This is a genomic window from Gardnerella vaginalis (genome assembly GCF_001563665.1).
Classification (GTDB): Bacteria; Actinomycetota; Actinomycetes; order Actinomycetales; family Bifidobacteriaceae; genus Bifidobacterium; species Bifidobacterium vaginale_A.
Window position 1 is genome coordinate 1 of the sequence record NZ_KQ961856.1, and the last position, 18,648, is coordinate 18,648.

Below are 18,648 nucleotides of genomic sequence, written 5' to 3' on the forward strand. Positions count from 1 at the left end.
GACAAGTAACAGCCATTACTCACTAGTATGTAGAAATACACACATATGGAAAAAACATGTGTGAAAAATCTTAAATCTCTGCCTAACTAATAGCAAAGAATACGTTGTAAACAATCCTATAGGTTCATTTACGGGATTTGCCTATCAAATGGGCTGAGCTCTCGGAGTTTATCTTAGAGAAACGTAAAAATCACCCAAAACGACCGGAAATATAACGCTCAGCTTCAGCATTACGCGGATTATTAAACATAGTAGTCGTGTCTGCAAAATACTCTAAATGACCCGGCTTGCCAACAGCTTTCAAGTTAAAGAATGCTGTGTAATCAGCAACACGAGCAGCCTGCTGCATATTGTGAGTTACAATCACAATCGTGTAATCATTTTTAAGCTCGTTAATCAAATCTTCCACAGCTAGAGTAGAAATAGGATCCAGTGCGGAGCATGGCTCATCCATAAGCAATACTTGCGGATGCACAGCAACAGCTCTAGCAATGCAAAGTCGCTGCTGTTGACCACCAGAAAGACCAATACCAGGCTTATCTAAGCGATTCTTAACTTCATTCCATAAGTTCGCTCCACGCAAAGCCCATTCAACAAGATCATCAGCATCTTGCTTAGAAATTTTACGATTATTCAAGCGAACGCCAGCAAGAACATTTTCACGAATAGACATAGTTGGAAAAGGATTCGGGCGCTGAAAAACCATTCCAACATCTCTACGCACAGCTACAGGATCAACATCTTTAGCATATAAGTCACGTCCTTCAAGTAAGACCTGACCTTCTACGCGCGCTCCAGGAGTAATCTCATGCATTCTGTCAAGAGTTCGTAAAACAGTAGACTTTCCGCAGCCAGAAGGACCTATAAAAGCCGTAACTTTATTAGGCTCAATGCTTATGTTTACATCCTCTACAGCAAGAAAATCACCATAATAGATGTTCAAATTTTTCACATCAATCCGCTGACCCATTACGATCCTCGCTTTCTAAAAATTTGTTACGTCTTATTTAGTCTTGTTACGTCTTATTTCGTCTTCTGTATTTCTATTTTGCTCTATTTCAATCTAATCAATCTATTTTTCTCTATTTCAATCTATTTTGCTTTAACTGAAAACACTCGAGCAACTACCCTACCAATAATATTTAGCAATAACACGATCACAATCAAAGCTAGAGCAGCAGACCAAGCGCGTTCCATTGGAATAGTAGTTACGCACGAATCAGGAGCATTAACTGGGCAATTCGCAGAAAGCTTTGAATACTCTTGATAAACATATACAGGCAAAGTAGTCATCTGACCTTCAAACAAATTAAAATTAGTTGATGCAATAAATCCAGAAGCCATCAAAAGTGGCGCTGTTTCACCAATTACACGCGCAACAGCTAAAATGCATCCTGATACAATTCCCGGCAACGCTGTACGCAAAACCACTTTAGTAATAGTACGTTGTTTTGTTACTCCTAAAGCTAACGAAGCTTCACGCAAATCATTAGGAACAATTTTTAGCATTTCCTGAGCAGACTTCACAACAGTTGGAATCATAAGAATAGAAAGTGCAACTGAACCTTCAAAACCATTTATAGTTCCAGGACCTAAAAGAATAGCAAACATAGAAAATGCAAATAAGCCGGCCACGATAGAAGGTATGCCACTCATCACATCAACCATCAAGTTAATTACACGCGCAATTCTTTTTCCATGAGCATATTCAATTAAATAAACAGCACACATTAAGCCAATTGGAATTGAAATAACCATAGCACCAAGCGTTATTTCAAGCGTGCCAATAATAGCATGCAAAATTCCGCCATAACCGCCTGTGCCAGTTGCATTTCCACCAACTACATAAGTCATATTATGAGTCAAAAAATCTATGTTAAATCGTTTAACACCATGGACGATTGTTGTTAAAAGCAACGATGCCAAAGGAATAATTGCAACAATAAAAGATAGAAAAATCAACACATGCATCAAAAAATCTTTGCGCTTACGCAATGCAATAGATGACCTTGTTGGGCTAAATTTATCAAAATCTATAACTGGACTTGTTGAAGACGAAGAAACTAAATCAGACGAAACAGACGAAACAGACGAAGAAACTTGATTAAGTTTCTTTGATTTTATAGATTTAACAAACTTTTTAAATTTAGCAAATATATTTAGTCGATTCGCGCTAGTATTAACAGCAATTTTTCTAGCAACAAAATTTACAACAAACGAAATAACAAATAATACAAGACCTGTGCCAATTAACGCACTCACACCTAAACCATTTGCTTCAGGATATTGAGCTGCAATATTAGCAGCAATAGTCTGATTTTGAGATGCCTTGAAAATATTGATTCCGAAAGTAAATCCCGGAGAAAGAATCATCAAAACTGCCATTGTTTCACCAAGAGCACGTCCAAGACCTAGCATTGAAGCAGAAACAATACCAGATTTAGCAAACGGCAAAACTGCAAGCTTTATCATCTCCCACTTTGTAGCACCTAGCGCGAGCGCACCCTCTTGTTGCAAACGAGGAGCTTGTTGGAAAATATCGCGAGCCATAGAAGTTATAATTGGCAGAATCATTACTGCAAGCACAAGACTAACCGTTGCAGCACACCTAGAAGGATTTGCAACAGGACCAGCAAATAAAGGAATCCAAGACAAAAATCGCGAAATCCAATCCCAAAATGGGTACATAGCTGGAACAAGAACTAGCCCGCCCCATAAACCATAAATAACTGATGGTATTGCAGCCAATAAATCCACTACTGAACTTAGAAAAGGAACGATTTTTTTAGGCGCGTAATGAGATATGAAAAGCGCAATACCAATAGCTACAAAGAATGCAAAGCATAAAGCAAGTGCAGACATTAAAACAGTTCCGAAGATGAGAGGAATCACATAACTTAAGAAGTTATGTGATTTCCCCCCAGTAAAATCCGCATAAACGCTAGAAAGTTGATTTCGATCTGCAAAAATCAAAGGAGTTGCACGAAACAGCAAAAATATAGCTACAGCTGCAAGTATCAACAAAATCAAAATACCGCAAATACAAGCAACATACTTAAATATGTGATCTAAAGTATGCATACTACGATTACGCGAAAAACCTTGCTTGTTTGAATCCGCATCCGCAACTACATTCATCGTAGAACTCACTCATGCTCCTTTTACAGATAATGTCTTAATAATATCAGACATGTTCTAGCTTTTTCAGCTATGTTATAGCTTTATAACAATTATCATTTAATAGATTGAATTGATGCGTTTATTTTACTTACAACATCTTGTGGAAGTGGCGCGCTACCAGATGCACTTCTGGCAGCATTCTGACCTTCATTGCTAACTACATAACTTAACCATGATTTCACAAACTTCGCTGTAGATTTGTCTTTGTACGCATTGCAAGCAATGTCATAAGACACAAGAAGTATAGGATAAGCTCCTTGCTTTTTAGTTAAATGATTTATTTTAACAACTACGCGATTTTTACCAAATGCTTCTGTATCTACATCAGAATCAGAGAGAGTAGCAGATGCTCCTTCAGCTGAAATCGCACTGTAAGTATCTGCAACTTTCACAGCAACTGTTCCTAATTTGCCTACTTGAGAGAAATCAGCGTATCCAATTGCGCCATCTGCCATACGTATTGTTGAAACTACTCCAGAAGTGCCTTTTGCTCCTTGACCTACGCTATTAGGCCAATTTTCAGAAAGGTCATATTTCCAATCATTTGGTGCTGCATCTTTTATGTAGCTTAAGAAATTCTGAGTTGTGCCAGACTTATCTGAACGATGTACAACAGTAATAGCTTTATTCGGAAGAGAAATATCTGGATTTTGAGATTTAATAGCATCATCATCCCAACTTGTGATTTTCCCATCGAAAATTTTAGCTATCGTAGAAGCATCCATGTTAATATGCTTGCCTGCATCTGAAACACCTTTTAGATTAAATGCTATTGCAATAGGAGATACATATACAGGCACATCGAAAGCAGTAGTTCCATTTGCACACACTGATTTAGATTGCTTTACTTCATCATTACTTAAGAATTTATCTGATCCAGCCCAAGCTGTAGCGCCAGTCATAAAAGTTGTAACTCCTGCGCCAGAACCAGTTGGATTATATGCGATTTTAGCTTCAGGATTTTTCGCTTGGAATCCTGCAATCCAAGCTTCCACAGCAACTTGTTGAGAAGATGCTCCAGATCCTTGGAAATTTCCAGAAATTTTAGTGTTAGCAGACCCGGATGCGGATGTGTTATCTGCAGGAACGTTATCTCCGCAAGCAGCGCACGTTGCGCACAAGCCAAATGTAAGCGCTGCTACAGCAGCAGCGCGAAACTTAAATATGCTTTTATTTGTACTTAATTTTGTAGTACTTAGCTTTGTAGTACTTAATTTTGTTGGAATTAACTTGATTATATTCATTTTGTTCATATTTTTACGCATATTCTTCTTTCCTTTCGCGAAGAATTGCCTTGCGCTCCACCACACTTTCGCGTTCCTATAGCCGTATTGCGAATTGAGCGCATTTTCTTAACTTACCCTATCTTTTTTTATTAACGCAATCATCATAAATAGGTGGGTTAAACCTAACCGGCAAAAATACGTATATTGCAAAAAGTGACGGCATTTAGCACTACGAATTTCAATACTTGCACAAGAAAGGAGTCGGCAACCAATACGGCGTGTCGAAAAGTTACTGGCGAACGTTTATATAACAATTAAAGCTATATATTTTTAATACGAACATAAATCACAAATTACGAATAATATTAACTGTAATTTTTGCAGCAGTATCTGCATATTCTGAAATATCAAAAGTATGGAAAGTTTCGTATTCTGTATCCGCGTTATCACTCATTGCTCGCACAATCAATGCTGGAACATCATTACGCGCTGCTACATGAAGTACAGCAGCTCCTTCCATTTCAACAGCATCTGCATGAGTTTTTTCAATTACTTCCGCAACTTTTGAAGGAGTATCAACAAAATATCCACCAGAAGCAATAGTTCCCGAAATATGCGTAATTCCCATTTTATTAAGCACTTGATTAGCTACTTGCAACAAATAATCATCAGAATGGAACTCGCTCGTAAAAGGTTTCCATTGACCTATCAAACGCATATCCGTATCTAAATATTTTAATGTTTGCCCAAGCACAACATCATTTGTATGTAAATTTTTATTAAGATTTCCAGCAATACCAGAAAAAATTACAGCTTGAGGATTATAAGTGTCAATAAGATATTGCACAGTTGCAGCAGCATTTACTAAACCCATTCCGCCAACAGTAGCAACCACATCAATTTTTCTTTGATTTACACTAAAAAGCTGCCCTTGAGATACATCAAGACTAGCAAAATTCTTATGAGTTACATCATTAAGTTCACTAGCGATATGTGAAATTTCCTCTTCTAAAGCGCCAACAATAGCAACTCTTTCGACATTATGCATAAAATTATTTCCTTTACATTGAGCTTGATGATTTTTCAACAAAATATTTGATTACAATTTACGGCGAGAAGATACAGACGAAGCAAGAGTATTAAGCAAAGCAGCAGTATCTTCCCAAGAAATACAACGATCAGTAATAGACTTGCCGTATTCAAGCTCACTAAGAGGAGCAGGATCTTGATTACCACCTTTTAAGAAACTCTCCATCATAACGCCTTTAATACCCTGCTCACCTTCAGCCAAACGCTTAGCAATCTCACGAACAACCTCAATTTGACGATGCTCATCCTTACCAGAATTTCCATGAGAACAATCAACCACGACACCGTTAGAAGCCATGCAACTTGTACCAAGCCTTAATCGGACAGATGCAACTGCAGCAGCAACGCAAGCAGCATCATAATTTGGACCTTTACTAGATCCACGTAAAACAACGTGACAATCAGGATTACCAAGAGTTTGAACAGCACAAGCCCTACCAAGATGGTCAATACCAAAGAAAGTATGACGCTGACTTGCAGCCAAACAACCATTTACAGCAGCAACAACTGATCCATCAGTAGCATTCTTAAAACCAACAGGCATAGAAAGACCACTAGCAAGCTGACGATGAATCTGCGACTCAGTATTCCTTGCACCTATTGCTCCCCAACTTACAGCATCAGCAATAAACTGTGGACTAGTTGGCTCTAAAAACTCCGTTGCTGCAGCCAAACCAGCATCCAAAACTCCAAGTAAAGTGCGGCGAGCTAAAAGCAAACCTTTATGAATATCGTGAGTGCCATCAATATCTGGATCGTTAATCAAACCCTTCCAACCAAGAGCCGTACGAGGCTTTTCAAAATACACTCGCATAACTATTAAAAGCTCATTTTCAAGCTTCTTACGAAGTTTAGATAAACGCTCAGCATAATCAAGCGCCGCCTTAGGATCATGCACAGAACAAGGTCCAACAATTACAAGCAAACGATCATCATCGCCATTCAAGCAGCTTCGAATCTCATCACGCGATTGAGCAACAATATCTTGTGCACATTTAGATAATGGCAATTCTCCAAGAACTTTTGCAGGAGTTGGCAACGGTTCAAGCTCTAGTACACGGCGGTTAATAATGCGATCAACACCAACTCTATCTTCCCAACGCATGAATTTAGCAGAATTAAATGGATCTTTCTCCTCTTCAACAGCTTTCTTAACAGCAAGTGCGTTACGTTTCTCAAAAGTAGATTCCATTTACAACCATCCTAATAAAAACACACTCGGCATAGTCCGAGCTTGCGTTGTAAGTCCACAAACTTAATGTGGTCGGTACGCGTTTTAAGAACGCGTACCGCCGCGCTCACGCGAAAAGCACACCGTGCTTCTGCACTAAGCGGCTCAGAGCTTTGGAGTAGGCTAATTTCCTAGTGAAATTAGCCTACTCCAAAGCTCCCAACCAATACAACATCGCGAACCAAACCAAAACACCAACTTAATGTGGCCGGTACGCGTTTTAAGAACGCGTACCGCCGCGCTCACGCGAAAAGCACACCGTGCTTTTCACAATAGTGAGCGCGGCGCATTAGGTTAGCTTGAAATCCTAATGATTTCAAGCTATGCTAATGCGCCCATTGGATCCCATGCCGGTAAAACAATTGCTGGCTCTTGAAGTGCTTTGCGATATTCTTCCGGCAAAAGCGACTTAGGCACTGCAACTTCATACACATACTCACTAAACCAATCATCGCTCATAGTGAAGTAACCCTTATCCGCAATATCCGCCCCCCAAGAGTTCTCAACACGCCAACGGCGAGTAGTTGTTCCATCATCAGCAACATCAACGCCAGCAAAAGCCATAGCATGATTCATAGCAGAATCAGCAAAACGCACGCGATCTTCCTTATTCAAATCAAAATCAACGCCATAAACACGATCATATTCAAATAAGTCAGTAGCCCAAGCACCATTAACGCGATCCATCATAGGATGGCAATCTGCACCAAACCAAACAGGAATACCCTGCTCAACAAGAATCTTCCTCACACAATCTTTCATAAATTGATTTGGAACATTCAAATACTCTGTAGCATCCCCACCAGCAACATTACCCAAGTGCTCAATAGCAATCTTCTTACCCTTAGGATGTTCTGCACGAGGATCGTCTACTAAGCACACATAATCCTCTAAACCAGCAGTAACATATTTCTTCCAAAACTCAACAGGAGTAATCTCGCCATCTCTATGGAAGTTTCCATCCTCATCAGTCCACTCCCAATCAAAACTCTTTGGTGGCTGACCTAAATGAATCGTCAAAATCCTATGCCCTGCTGCAACAGTATTTGAAATAATGTCATCAATATCAGCAGAATTCGCATACATATGCGCAACTGCAGTATGTAACAACTTACGCAACTGAGTATTCATAGCATCAGTGTCTTTAGAAGACTCAGTTTCTGGATACAAATCTTTAGGAACAGCGCCATACTTCTTATAGACGTTCATAGCCATAGTCCACTGACCACCATCGCCCATAACATCGTGAAGCAAATGTTGCAACAAACGAGAATCATTTGGCTCGCCAGCACGCACAAGAGCAGCAACATCATTAAGGAAATAATTTACTCTTTCAAGCTTGTCATAATACATAGCGTAATTCTGAGAAAACTCAAAATCTTTAACTTTCAACGATTTCTTAGCAACAAAACGCGCAACATTCAAAGAACTAAACAACCAGCAACGACCAGAATGATCCTGATGCCTTGCATCTGCATTATCTACAATTGTTGAAAAACGGCGCTGCAAAAGACGAGATCTATCATAATTTAATGCAACTTTATCAATACCAGCAGCAGTAACACTGTTCATTGCCAAGCGATTCAAAGGATTATTATCAAAATCCTCACGCAAATCCTGTAACATCTCACTAGTTAAAGAAGTAAGAGCAACCAATTTCTAACCTTTCTAATTATCTAATTTTCTAACTATTTAATTATCTAAATTGTTTAATTGTTTTCTTAAAAACACAAGTAAGCGCTAGCATAAAACAACATCAACCATATAAAGCTAATATCAACTAGCACTATAATAATCAGCCAGAGCAAAGAGCAAACTTACTCTCGCGAATCTTCTGATTCAGATGATTCAGCTGATTCAGCAAGAGCAGCCTGAACCTCACGCTGAGCATCACGCCGAACTTCACGCTGAGCATCAGAGTCCACTTCAGCGTTCACACCAGAATTATGCACATCAGCTGAACCTTCTACAGAATCAGCCAAAGAATTACCTGCAGACTCATCTAAACTTTCAAAACTATCATTCAAATTCGTAGACTCATCATCAGAATTTTGCTGCTTTGAATCTCCAAAATCAAAACCTGCAAAAGCGTTAGTAAATAGCGAGCGCAATTCTGTAACACGCTGCGTAATAGTAGCTTCACGATGCTGCAATTGATTCAATCTAGCAGTCATGCCATCTAGCTCCTGCTGAGCAGCACCCCTACGCTCTTCAACTTGTTCAGTTGCTTCTTTCATAGCTTTTCTAACTATTTGTGCAGCTTGCTCATCTGCAGACTTATGAGTTTGAGCAGCATAATCATCTGCATCTTGATGAATAGATTTTGCACGAGCAATTAACGCATCAGCTTCTTCTTGTGCAGCTCTCTGCCGATCTTTCAAACCTAAAAGTAAAGCATCCACCTTTTTAGTTGCCTCATCTTGCTGTTGAGCAATATCAGCGCGAATCTGCTCAACTTCTGCACTAACTTGACTCATAGTCTTAGTTCGCTCTACTTGAGCAGCATCAGCAATTTCTTGTGCTTTAGCGCTAGCAGCATCAGTAATTTCACCAGCTTTACGCTGAGCTTCAGCCATCATTTTTGAAGCACGCTCTCGCATATCAGCTAACTTTTTATTTGCTTCAGAAAGAGCAGTTTCAATTTGATCATTAGTTTCAGCTTTAGCGTGCGCAATCTCTTCATTTGCAGCTGAACGCTGTTGAGCTATTGCCTTAGCAGCCTCTGCTTTCATTTCAGCAATATTTCGCTCCTGCTGAGATAATTCAGAAGCCATCTTCTTATTATGTTCTTCGCGAGCATTATTTAATTCCAAAGTTGTTGAATCGCGTTGAGCGTCAACATCCCTTTGAGCAGAAGAACGAAGTCTTTCAGAATCCTCTTTAGCAGCGTTCAACATCTGTTCAGATTTTTTAGTCGCATTTGAAAGTAAAGTATCTGCTTTAGTTTGCGATTCCTGCAACAAATGCTCAGCATCTAATTTTGCATTATTTAATAAAGTTCCAGCTTGAGCACGAGCATTCTTTTTAATAGATGCAGCATCCTGTTTAGCACGCTCTAATAATTGAGCACTTGTTTGTTCTGCAGAAGCCAATAATTGCTGAGCATTAGCACCTAGAGAAGCAAAAGTACTACCATTTTTTGCACGCTTAACATTATTCTTTTCTTCTTGCAATTGTGCTTGAAGTTGCAAAATAGATTCATCACTAGAACGTACTTGTTCTCGCAAACGTGCTACCGTGCGCTCATAGTTTGCGATAGCTTTATTTACTTCTTCTTTGTCGTATCCGCGTAAAGCAACGGAAAATCGATCCACCATGGCATTCCTTTCACAAACCAACATAGCGCAACATGCTAAGCTGCGCACGCATATATCAGCACTAACGCTATCACTTACTAGCACAAAAGACTCGGGCGTGTCGCGCACTACGTATTTTAGAAAAATATCTTTTATTCTTCTCTGTATACATCTTCAATAAACTACTCAAGTAGCATGTTTAAAGACGAAGGTTTCAAATAATATTTCACAGCTTCACTTACAATATCTTGACCAGCTTTAATTTGCAATTGCAAAGGTAAACCATGACGAGCATCATGAGATGCAACAACAGGAGGAAAACTAACGAATCCAGCTAACAATTTCCTATCGTGATTATTAGTAGACCAGTTTAATAATCTGTAGAAAAGTGAATTACATACGTAAGTCCCAGCATCAGAACTTAAAGTAGATGCAATACCCTCACGAGCAAAATCATTCAAAATCATGCGCAATGGCAAACGAGTCCAATAAGCAGCTGGACCATTATCAACAATAGACATACGCTGAGGACGGCGATTATCAACATCAGGCATTTTTGTATCCATCATATTCGTTGCGCAACGCTCTAATTGCACTCCACGAGCAGAATGTTTTACACCTGTCGAAATCACAATATTCGCATTCTCTTTCTCGATTGTTTCTAATAATTCAGGCCAAGAATTAGCAAAACTTATTGGAAGCATCACAGATGTTACTCTTATATTCACATCACTTGAAATAGAAAATTGATCACTTTCCATTTTTGATAGCGCACTCGGGACTTCAAAAGAAGGATTTATTTCAAGATCCGCATAAGGCCCAAATCCAGAAATCACTATGTTTATTTGTTGCATAATTTTAGCCTTCTACTTGTCTTTGATTATAAGCGCAAGCAATCTTCCTTCGTGAGATTTGCCAGAAACAACTGCACGGCGATGAGAATACCAAAGCGGATTTTCAAAAGTGCAAAGAGGATTATCAAGAGTCTTCAATCTTTCTTCCAAAGAAGATCCTTCACAATCAGAATCACAAATTTCTTTTAATTCAACATCTTCAGATAAATATTTTGTTGCAGCGTCAACTCTAGGCAAAGAATCAACAATATTAGAAACACCAGCAAGAGCTAAATCTATACGTGCAGCTTCAGCAATATCAATACCAACTCCACCAAATCTAGTGCGTGAAACTGTTTGCGGATATCTACGCTCAAAATCGCGAGCAATATCATTGCCAACTTCATAACAATTTGCACAAATGCAAGGGCCTAAAACTGCTGTTATGCGCGCGAGATCAGCACCCTTTTTGCACATAGCATCAATAGTAGCCTCAAGCACACCAGCCATAAGACCTTTTCTTCCACAATGAGCTGCAGCAATCACACCAGCATAATCATCTGCAAGCAAAACAGGCAAACAATCTGCTGCAAACATACCTAAAGCTAGAGAACTTAAAGTAGAAACTTGTGCATCTGCATCAATTTTTAATTTTAAATCCGCAAAACCTGTAGCATCAAACCCATAATTCGTGTTAAACGAATTTATTATATTATCAGAATCAAAAACTTCTTTCCCATGAACTTGACTAACCAAACACAAGTCAGCTTGCAAAGTCCTGCGTAACGCAAAACGATTACTAAAAATAGCTTCAGGATTATCTCCGCCACGACCACCAAGATTTAATGACGCAAAATCACCTTCAGAAACACCACCCAATCGCGTTGTAAAAACAGCACGAGTGCGCTCACCTAAAACAATCGGAATAGTTACAGGAATTGGTATACCTTCATCGTCAACTTGAGCAATAGGCATACCAGTTACACTAGTTTCTTGCATTTTTCTGCTTTCTTTTAAGATAAATAAGCTAATTCTTCTATTAAGATAAATAAGCTAATTCTTCATCGCTTAATTGCAATTGCGAAGCTTTCAAACTATCCAAAATCGTTGCAGGACGATGCGCTCCCGGTATCACAAACACATGATTTCCTTTTGCAAGCTCCCACGCCAAAACAACCTGCTGATAACTTACTTTGTGAGCTTCACCAACTTTACGGAAAGGATCAAAAAGATGATCGTCATATGGGTGACGAAATCCTCCTAAAGGACTCCAACAAACGAAAGCAATACCGAGTTTTTCGCAATATTTCAAAGTATCTTCATTTTCTAGATGAACTGGAGAATATTGATTTTGAACTGCAACAAGCTTTTTGCCAAGAATGCTGCGAGCAATATCAATTTGCTCAACAGACGCATTTGATATACCTATTTCTTTAGCAACTCCTTCATCTAAAAGCTGCTTCATAGCTTCAATTGACTCATTGTACGGAACACACGGATCTGGCCTATGAAAATAAAGTAAATCAATTGTATCTACGCCAAGAGCCATAGCAGATTCTTTAGCTCGAAGTATTAAATGTTCAGGATTACCATCTTTACCCCACGTTGGACGTCCTTCAGTGAAATTACGAAAATGTCCAACTTTCGTTGCAACTAAAATAGAAGATTTATCACCATTCCACGTGCTTAAAGCTTCGCGCACAAGTTTTTCACCAGTTTGCTCTTCTCCTCCTGAACAATAGTATGCCCATGCAGTATCAATATGCGTACAACCTGCATCAAGAGCAGCATGAATAGTTTCAATGCCCATATTGTGACCAAGATTATTTTCAATCGTAAGAGGCATCTCACCAAAACCAATAGCTGTTGTATTAAAAGAGCCTATTGTGCGATTCATAAGCATATCTGCACCCCATGTTTATAAATGATAAGTATTAGTTGTAATAATAATTGTAAGTAATAACTATTCGCGAAATAACAAATGCCTCCAAGCGCAAAAAGCTTGAAGGCATTTCATAACTTTAGATTTTAAAATCTAAAATTTTATAAGTTTTATGAGATTAGTCTTCGTTAAATGAGATTAGTCTTCATCAAACGGATCAAAATCGCGGCGCACTCTACGGCGCGGACGCTCAGTGCGATTCTCGCGAGATGAACGATATTCATCATAATGATTATCGTCAGCAGCATAGCGAGGATTGCGTTCTGTTGATCTACGATCCATTGAAACACGGCGATTCGTGCGATCAGAGCGATTTGCATAACGCGAATCACGATCTTCTTCGCGGTTATCACGACGATTGTCGCGATTATCACGATTATCTCTAGAATCACGACTATCTCGCGCATCTCTAGAATCTAAATCATCATGATCCTCTCGCGGCGCGCGGCGGCGCGGACGATCCTCAAAATCGCTCTCATCATATCTACTATCGCGGCGACTATCTCGCGCATCTCTAGAATCACGATCATCATATCTACTATCACGATCGCTATAACGATTCTCACGATTTTCACGATTCTCACGATTCTCACGATCGTCTAAATCCTCGCGAGATACTCGGCGGCGCGGACGATCCTCGCGATCCTCACGATCATCTCGCGAAGCACGAGAACGAGTAGCGCGATAATCTCCACGAGAATCACCACGATTTTCGCGATCATCTCTAGATGAACGCCCACGATTCTCACGAGGAGAAGGCGCAGAAGTTTCTTGATCCTCATAGCCTGGGATAGCCAAGGAAATCTTGCCGCGCTCATCTACGCTCTGCACTATAACCTCAACGTTATCGCCTTCTTTAAGCACATCTTCAACAGTGTCGATTCGAGAACCATTTGCCAAATTGCGAACTTGAGAAATATGCAATAATCCATCAGTTCCAGGAGTTAAATTAACAAACGCACCAAAACTTGTAGTTTTAACAACTTTACCTGTAAAGGTTTCACCAGCTTTTGGAATACGAGGGTTTGCAATAGAATCAATGATTTCTTTAGCTTTAGCAGCAGCTTCACCGCCTTCAGAAGAAATATAGACAGTACCATCATCTTCAATTGCAATCTCAGCGCCAGTTTCTTCCTGAATCTGGTTAATCATCTTACCCTTAGGGCCAATTACTTCGCCAATCTTATCAACAGGAATTGTTGTTGTAATAATACGAGGAGCAAATGGACTCATTTCTGCTGGGCAATCAATGCACTCGTTAATAACTTCAAGAATAGTTGCACGAGCTTCATGAGCTTGCTGTAAAGCAGAAGCCAAAATATCAGCTGGAATACCATCAAGCTTGGTATCAAGTTGCAAAGCAGTAATAAATTCAGAAGTACCAGCTACCTTGAAATCCATATCGCCAAAAGCATCTTCTGCACCCAAAATATCTGTTAATGTTTTGAAAATATGCTTTCCATCAACATCTCCAGAAACTAAGCCCATAGCAATACCTGCAACTGGAGCTTTCAAAGGAACTCCTGCAGCTAGTAAGGAAAGCGTTGAAGCGCAAACAGAACCCATAGATGTTGAACCATTAGATCCAATAGCCTCAGAAACCTGACGAATAGCGTATGGGAACTCATCGCGAGTTGGAAGAACTGGAACTAAAGCCTTTTCCGCTAACGCACCGTGACCAATTTCACGGCGCTTTGGAGAACCAACGCGACCAGTTTCACCAGTGGAATATGGAGGCATTTCATAATTATGCATGTATCGCTTGGTTTGTGGGCCAGAAAGCGCATCAACCTGCTGCTCCATCTTCAACATGTTCAAAGTAGTTACGCCCAAAATCTGAGTTTCACCACGTTGGAATAATGCAGAACCATGAACGCGAGGTACGATATCAACTTCAGCACTAAGAGTACGAATATCACGTAAGCCGCGACCGTCAATACGATAATCTTGAGTTAAGATACGGCGGCGAACAATTTGACGTTGCAATTCCTTGAACGCATTGCCAAGTTCTTTTTCTTTCTCAGCATCATCCATATCAGTGAACTCTTCAGCAAGAGTTGTGCGAACGCCTTCCTTGATTTGCTCAATGCGCTCTTGACGAGGCAATTTTTCAGCAATAGAAAGAGCTTCGTCCAAATCTTTATGAGCAATCTCATCAATGCGAGAATAAAGCTCATCAGTATACTCTGGGAAAAGCTGGAATTCCTTAGTTTCCTTAGATGCAATACGCTTCAACTCATTTTGAGCATCGCAAATTACTTTAATAAAAGGCTTAGCAGCTTCCAAACCACCAGCAACAACTTCCTCATCAGGCTTAGTTTGATCTTCATCGTAAATCAAAGTCCAAGCGTTCTTACCGGCACCTGCTTCAATCATTGCAATAGCTACATCGCCATTTTCAATCACTCGACCTGCAACAACAATCTCGAAAACAGCACGCTCACGCTCACTCCAACGTGGGAACGCAACCCACTGACCGTCAATCAGCGCCAAACGGACACCAGAAACTGGACCTTCAAATGGCAAACCAGAAATCATAGTAGATGCAGATGCAGCATTCAATGCGATTACATCGTATGCATCGTCAGGATTTATTGCCAAAATTGTTTCAACAACCTGAACTTCATTACGTAGAGTATGTGGGAATAATGGACGCAATGGGCGATCTATAATCCTGCATGCCAAAGTTGCTTCATTTGAAGGACGTCCTTCACGGCGGAAGAAAGATCCTGGAATTTTGCCAGCAGCATACATCTTTTCTTCCACATCAACAGTTAGAGGGAAGAAATCGTAGTTTTCTTTTGGACTAGATCCTGCAGTCGTCGTAGACAAAATCATGGAATCATCATCCAAATATGCCGCCACAGCTCCATCAGCTTGCTGTGCAAGGCGACCAGTTTCAAAGCGTAACGTACGCTTACCAAATGAACCATTATCAATAACGGCTTCTACAGCCTTAATTTCGGGACCCTCCACGGGTTCCTCCTTTTCTTTAACTTACCTAACCAACCAACATGCGTAGTAACATTGGCGACTTCGTATTGTTGCTATCTGTACAAATTTCACAATGCTTGAATATTATGCGCCAATATTTCGTAGTGTTTTTTGTTTCGGTTACTTCAATCATCCGTATTCAATTATGTTTTAAATCTTCAGTTATAAATCTTAAATATCCACAAAATCACGAGTAATCACAAGTCATCGCGAATCATCACAAGTTATTTCATCTTATTCATCTTAACGAATTCACAAATTTTATCTTAACAAATCAAAAATCTTAACAAACGGAACAATACTAAACAAATCACAGAAATCAAATAAAAGACCCAGGCATAATAACACCTGGGTCACAAGACTATCGACGTAATCCGAGTCGCTCAATCAAAGAACGATAACGATTGATGTCAACGCGCTTCAAGTAATCAAGAAGACGACGACGATCGCCAACCATAAGCAACAAACCACGACGAGAATGATGATCGTGCTTGTGCTCTTTCAAGTGCTCAGTGAGGTCAGCAATACGCTTGCTAAGCAAAGCAACCTGCACCTCTGGGGAACCCGTGTCACCCTCGTGCGTCGCGTATTCATTGATGATATTCTTCTTATCTTCAGCCGTTAATGCCACGGCGTCCTCCTTATAATCACTGCGCGGTGCTACAACCTTTGCTGTAGCGCTTGTGAATCCGCGGGCGTTACACGCCAAATCTCTATACTACAGACACGCTAGAACAAAAGTACAATGCAACATATAGAAAATAGATATAAAATCTTATAAATTTAGTACCTAGATAAACGAACTAAAACAAACTAAAACTATAAGTAATAAAGATAAAGTAATAAAGCTAAACAAGCTACACAACACACGCATACGAAAGAATTACAAGAATCATACAATACAAATAAACTTACAAAAATACGATAAACACAAGATTTACGTATATGTAAGAATAAAACTTACATAGCAGTCATAAAACCGCCAAAAATTACTATTATTATTGCAATAACTTCAATAGCAAAGAACAGAATAAACGATGCCCAGCTTCGAGTAAATACATTCAATTTTGATTTTTTAGGAACAACTACAAGCAAGCCTACAAATAATATAGCAAACACAGCAACAGACAAACCTGCAGAAATAATTCCTAAATTAGCAGCATTAGCTAGTGAAGCTGCAGATCCATAGACAACATGAGTTGAATACCAAAAACTTAAACGCAATAAACACAATCCAGCAATAAACTGTTCAAGTGCCAAAAATACAATCAGAGCGCATCTCCAAATCCATTGTTTTGGCTCAATAACAGCCATAGCTATGCAAGTAAATAAAGATACAGTTATAATCCACGAAATAAACAAAACTCCAATAGGAGAAAGAAAAGATGTATGATTTATAACCCAAGTTGTACTTTGAGCAGCGAGAGTTCGTCCAGCCCAATACGGAAAAATAATTGCAATAAGTAAAACAATTGCATACGACACAAAACTAACAGGATTCGCATTTTTGCGAGAAATATCCGCCATAGAAAGTTCGTCATCTGATTTTGACAAATCCACTGAACTGGAAATAGTATAATTTTCAGAATCAGACTTAGATTTTTCATCACTATTCACATCGGATTTCATGCTTCGCAAAACTCCTTTTGCATTTCCAACCCAAACTTACAAATATTTTACTTACATGTTTCGTTTTATTTTAATCATTTTATTTAACTAAACTCAAGATGTCGTTAAAATTAAACAACAACACATAACTAAAACAGCACCACATAACTAAAACAACTTGAAAAACTAAAACAACTAAAACAGCTAAAACAACAAGTTGAAGCATTGCAATATAATTAGTAATCCGAGTTTATTGACAATGCAACGTTTATTTACCCGTTGCAGCCAACGACAGGATTTTTATGGGATTTATTCACTTTATTATCAACTTACTAAAAGATCCGCGCTCAGCAATAGCTGGATGGATTGCTATGGGCATAGCTCCAGCATTAGGATTGATATTCTTAGTTATTTTTATAGAAACAGGCGTAGTATTTTTCCCATTCTTACCAGGCGATTCGCTATTATTTGCATCCGGATTCTTCGCTGCTCCAGACGCGCAAACCGGTCACAGCGCGCTACCTTTGCCATTATTGCTTGCTGTTGTATGGCTTGCTCCAATTATTGGCGATCAATGCAATTATTTAATTGGTCACTTCTTCGGCAAAAAAATCATTGAATCAGGAATAGTTAAGGCTCTTACTCCTGAAAGAATTGAAAAAACAGAAAAAATGATAGATAAGTGGGGTCCTGCAGCAGTATTTTTAGGACGATTTTTCCCATTTATTCGTACGTTCATGCCTTTTATTTCGGGAATTTCTGGAATGAAGTGGACTCGTTTCACTCCATTTTCAGTTATAGGAGGCATAACATGGTCTTCACTATTTACATTATTAGGATATTTCTTCGGGAATATACCGTTTGTTCAAAATAATTTTGAACTAGTAATCGTTGCAATCTTGTTAATGTCACTTATACCAACATTCATTGGATTATATAAAGCGCATGCAGCACGCAAAGCAAAGAAAAATCAAGAAAGTTAAAGCCAAGAACAACACTCCAATTTCACAAATCTGCTATAAATATTGTGCTTAAACTTACTTTGTAGTAGACTTGTCGAGTTGTCGTAAGACTTTGGGGCTATAGCTCAGTTGGTAGAGCGCTTCGTTCGCATCGAAGAGGTCGTGGTTTCGATTACCATTAGCTCCACGAAGCCCACTGCATTCATTCCACCGCAGTGGGCTTTTTGTTTTATATTTTGGTATATAGCAATACATTTTATTAGATTTTGGAAATAGACAAAAATAAG

General features: G+C 39.3%; 14 protein-coding genes, 1 tRNA gene and 1 pseudogene. 2 read left to right on the top strand and 14 right to left on the bottom strand.

Annotated elements, in window-relative coordinates:
* Positions 1-190 precede the first annotated feature (190 nt).
* The 14 genes and pseudogenes from pstB to HMPREF3230_RS02025 all read right to left on the bottom strand — a co-directional run bounded on the left by pstB (position 191) and on the right by HMPREF3230_RS02025 (position 17,420).
* Complete coding sequence (gene pstB, locus HMPREF3230_RS01965) at positions 191-970, bottom strand: phosphate ABC transporter ATP-binding protein PstB (protein WP_075523311.1); 780 nt, start codon at positions 968-970, stop codon at positions 191-193.
* A 122-nt stretch (positions 971-1,092) separates the two neighbouring features.
* Positions 1,093-2,124 (bottom strand): phosphate ABC transporter permease PstA, encoded by a 1,032-nt coding sequence (gene pstA / locus HMPREF3230_RS06580; RefSeq protein ID WP_075523321.1) that lies wholly within the window; start codon positions 2,122-2,124, stop codon positions 1,093-1,095.
* Positions 2,125-2,169: 45 nt separating this feature from the next.
* Positions 2,170-3,150, bottom strand: a pseudogene (gene pstC, locus HMPREF3230_RS06585) (phosphate ABC transporter permease subunit PstC); the annotation flags it as partial.
* Between the two features lie 83 nt (positions 3,151-3,233).
* Positions 3,234-4,445 carry a phosphate ABC transporter substrate-binding protein PstS gene (pstS, locus tag HMPREF3230_RS01975; RefSeq protein WP_075523322.1) on the bottom strand — a complete coding sequence of 404 codons (1,212 nt, stop codon included), beginning with the start codon at positions 4,443-4,445 and terminating at the stop codon, positions 3,234-3,236.
* A gap of 307 nt (positions 4,446-4,752) precedes the next feature.
* Positions 4,753-5,454, bottom strand: a complete 702-nt coding sequence (gene mtnN, locus HMPREF3230_RS01980) for a 5'-methylthioadenosine/S-adenosylhomocysteine nucleosidase (protein WP_075523312.1) — start codon at positions 5,452-5,454, stop codon at positions 4,753-4,755.
* A 51-nt stretch (positions 5,455-5,505) separates the two neighbouring features.
* Positions 5,506-6,687 (bottom strand): 3-deoxy-7-phosphoheptulonate synthase, encoded by a 1,182-nt coding sequence (locus HMPREF3230_RS01985; RefSeq protein WP_075523313.1) that lies wholly within the window; start codon positions 6,685-6,687, stop codon positions 5,506-5,508.
* Positions 6,688-7,047: 360 nt separating this feature from the next.
* Complete coding sequence (locus tag HMPREF3230_RS01990; RefSeq protein ID WP_075523323.1) at positions 7,048-8,352, bottom strand: C1 family peptidase; 1,305 nt, start codon at positions 8,350-8,352, stop codon at positions 7,048-7,050.
* A gap of 191 nt (positions 8,353-8,543) precedes the next feature.
* Positions 8,544-10,043, bottom strand: a complete 1,500-nt coding sequence (locus HMPREF3230_RS01995) for a coiled-coil domain-containing protein (RefSeq protein ID WP_075523314.1) — start codon at positions 10,041-10,043, stop codon at positions 8,544-8,546.
* A gap of 161 nt (positions 10,044-10,204) precedes the next feature.
* A complete protein-coding gene (locus HMPREF3230_RS02000; RefSeq protein WP_075523315.1) occupies positions 10,205-10,876 on the bottom strand; it encodes a pyroglutamyl-peptidase I in 672 nt (223 codons plus the stop codon).
* Between the two features lie 12 nt (positions 10,877-10,888).
* The gene (locus tag HMPREF3230_RS02005; protein WP_075523316.1) at positions 10,889-11,854 is read right to left on the bottom strand and encodes a purine nucleoside phosphorylase YfiH/LACC1 family protein; all 966 of its coding nucleotides are present in this window, start codon (positions 11,852-11,854) and stop codon (positions 10,889-10,891) included.
* A 40-nt stretch (positions 11,855-11,894) separates the two neighbouring features.
* Entirely contained in the window at positions 11,895-12,758 is an 864-nt protein-coding gene (locus HMPREF3230_RS02010) for an aldo/keto reductase (protein ID WP_075523317.1), read from the bottom strand.
* 177 nt (positions 12,759-12,935) lie between these two features.
* Positions 12,936-15,773 (bottom strand): polyribonucleotide nucleotidyltransferase, encoded by a 2,838-nt coding sequence (locus tag HMPREF3230_RS02015; protein ID WP_075523318.1) that lies wholly within the window; start codon positions 15,771-15,773, stop codon positions 12,936-12,938.
* A 379-nt stretch (positions 15,774-16,152) separates the two neighbouring features.
* Entirely contained in the window at positions 16,153-16,422 is a 270-nt protein-coding gene (gene rpsO, locus HMPREF3230_RS02020) for a 30S ribosomal protein S15 (protein ID WP_004109774.1), read from the bottom strand.
* A gap of 329 nt (positions 16,423-16,751) precedes the next feature.
* A complete protein-coding gene (locus tag HMPREF3230_RS02025) occupies positions 16,752-17,420 on the bottom strand; it encodes a teichoic acid transporter (RefSeq protein WP_075523319.1) in 669 nt (222 codons plus the stop codon).
* Positions 17,421-17,701: 281 nt separating this feature from the next.
* Here HMPREF3230_RS02025 and HMPREF3230_RS02030 point away from each other — a divergent pair, with 281 nt between their 5' ends.
* Positions 17,702-18,382 carry a DedA family protein gene (locus HMPREF3230_RS02030; RefSeq protein WP_075523320.1) on the top strand — a complete coding sequence of 227 codons (681 nt, stop codon included), beginning with the start codon at positions 17,702-17,704 and terminating at the stop codon, positions 18,380-18,382.
* Between the two features lie 93 nt (positions 18,383-18,475).
* Positions 18,476-18,548, top strand: a tRNA-Ala gene (locus tag HMPREF3230_RS02035).
* Positions 18,549-18,648 lie beyond the last annotated feature (100 nt).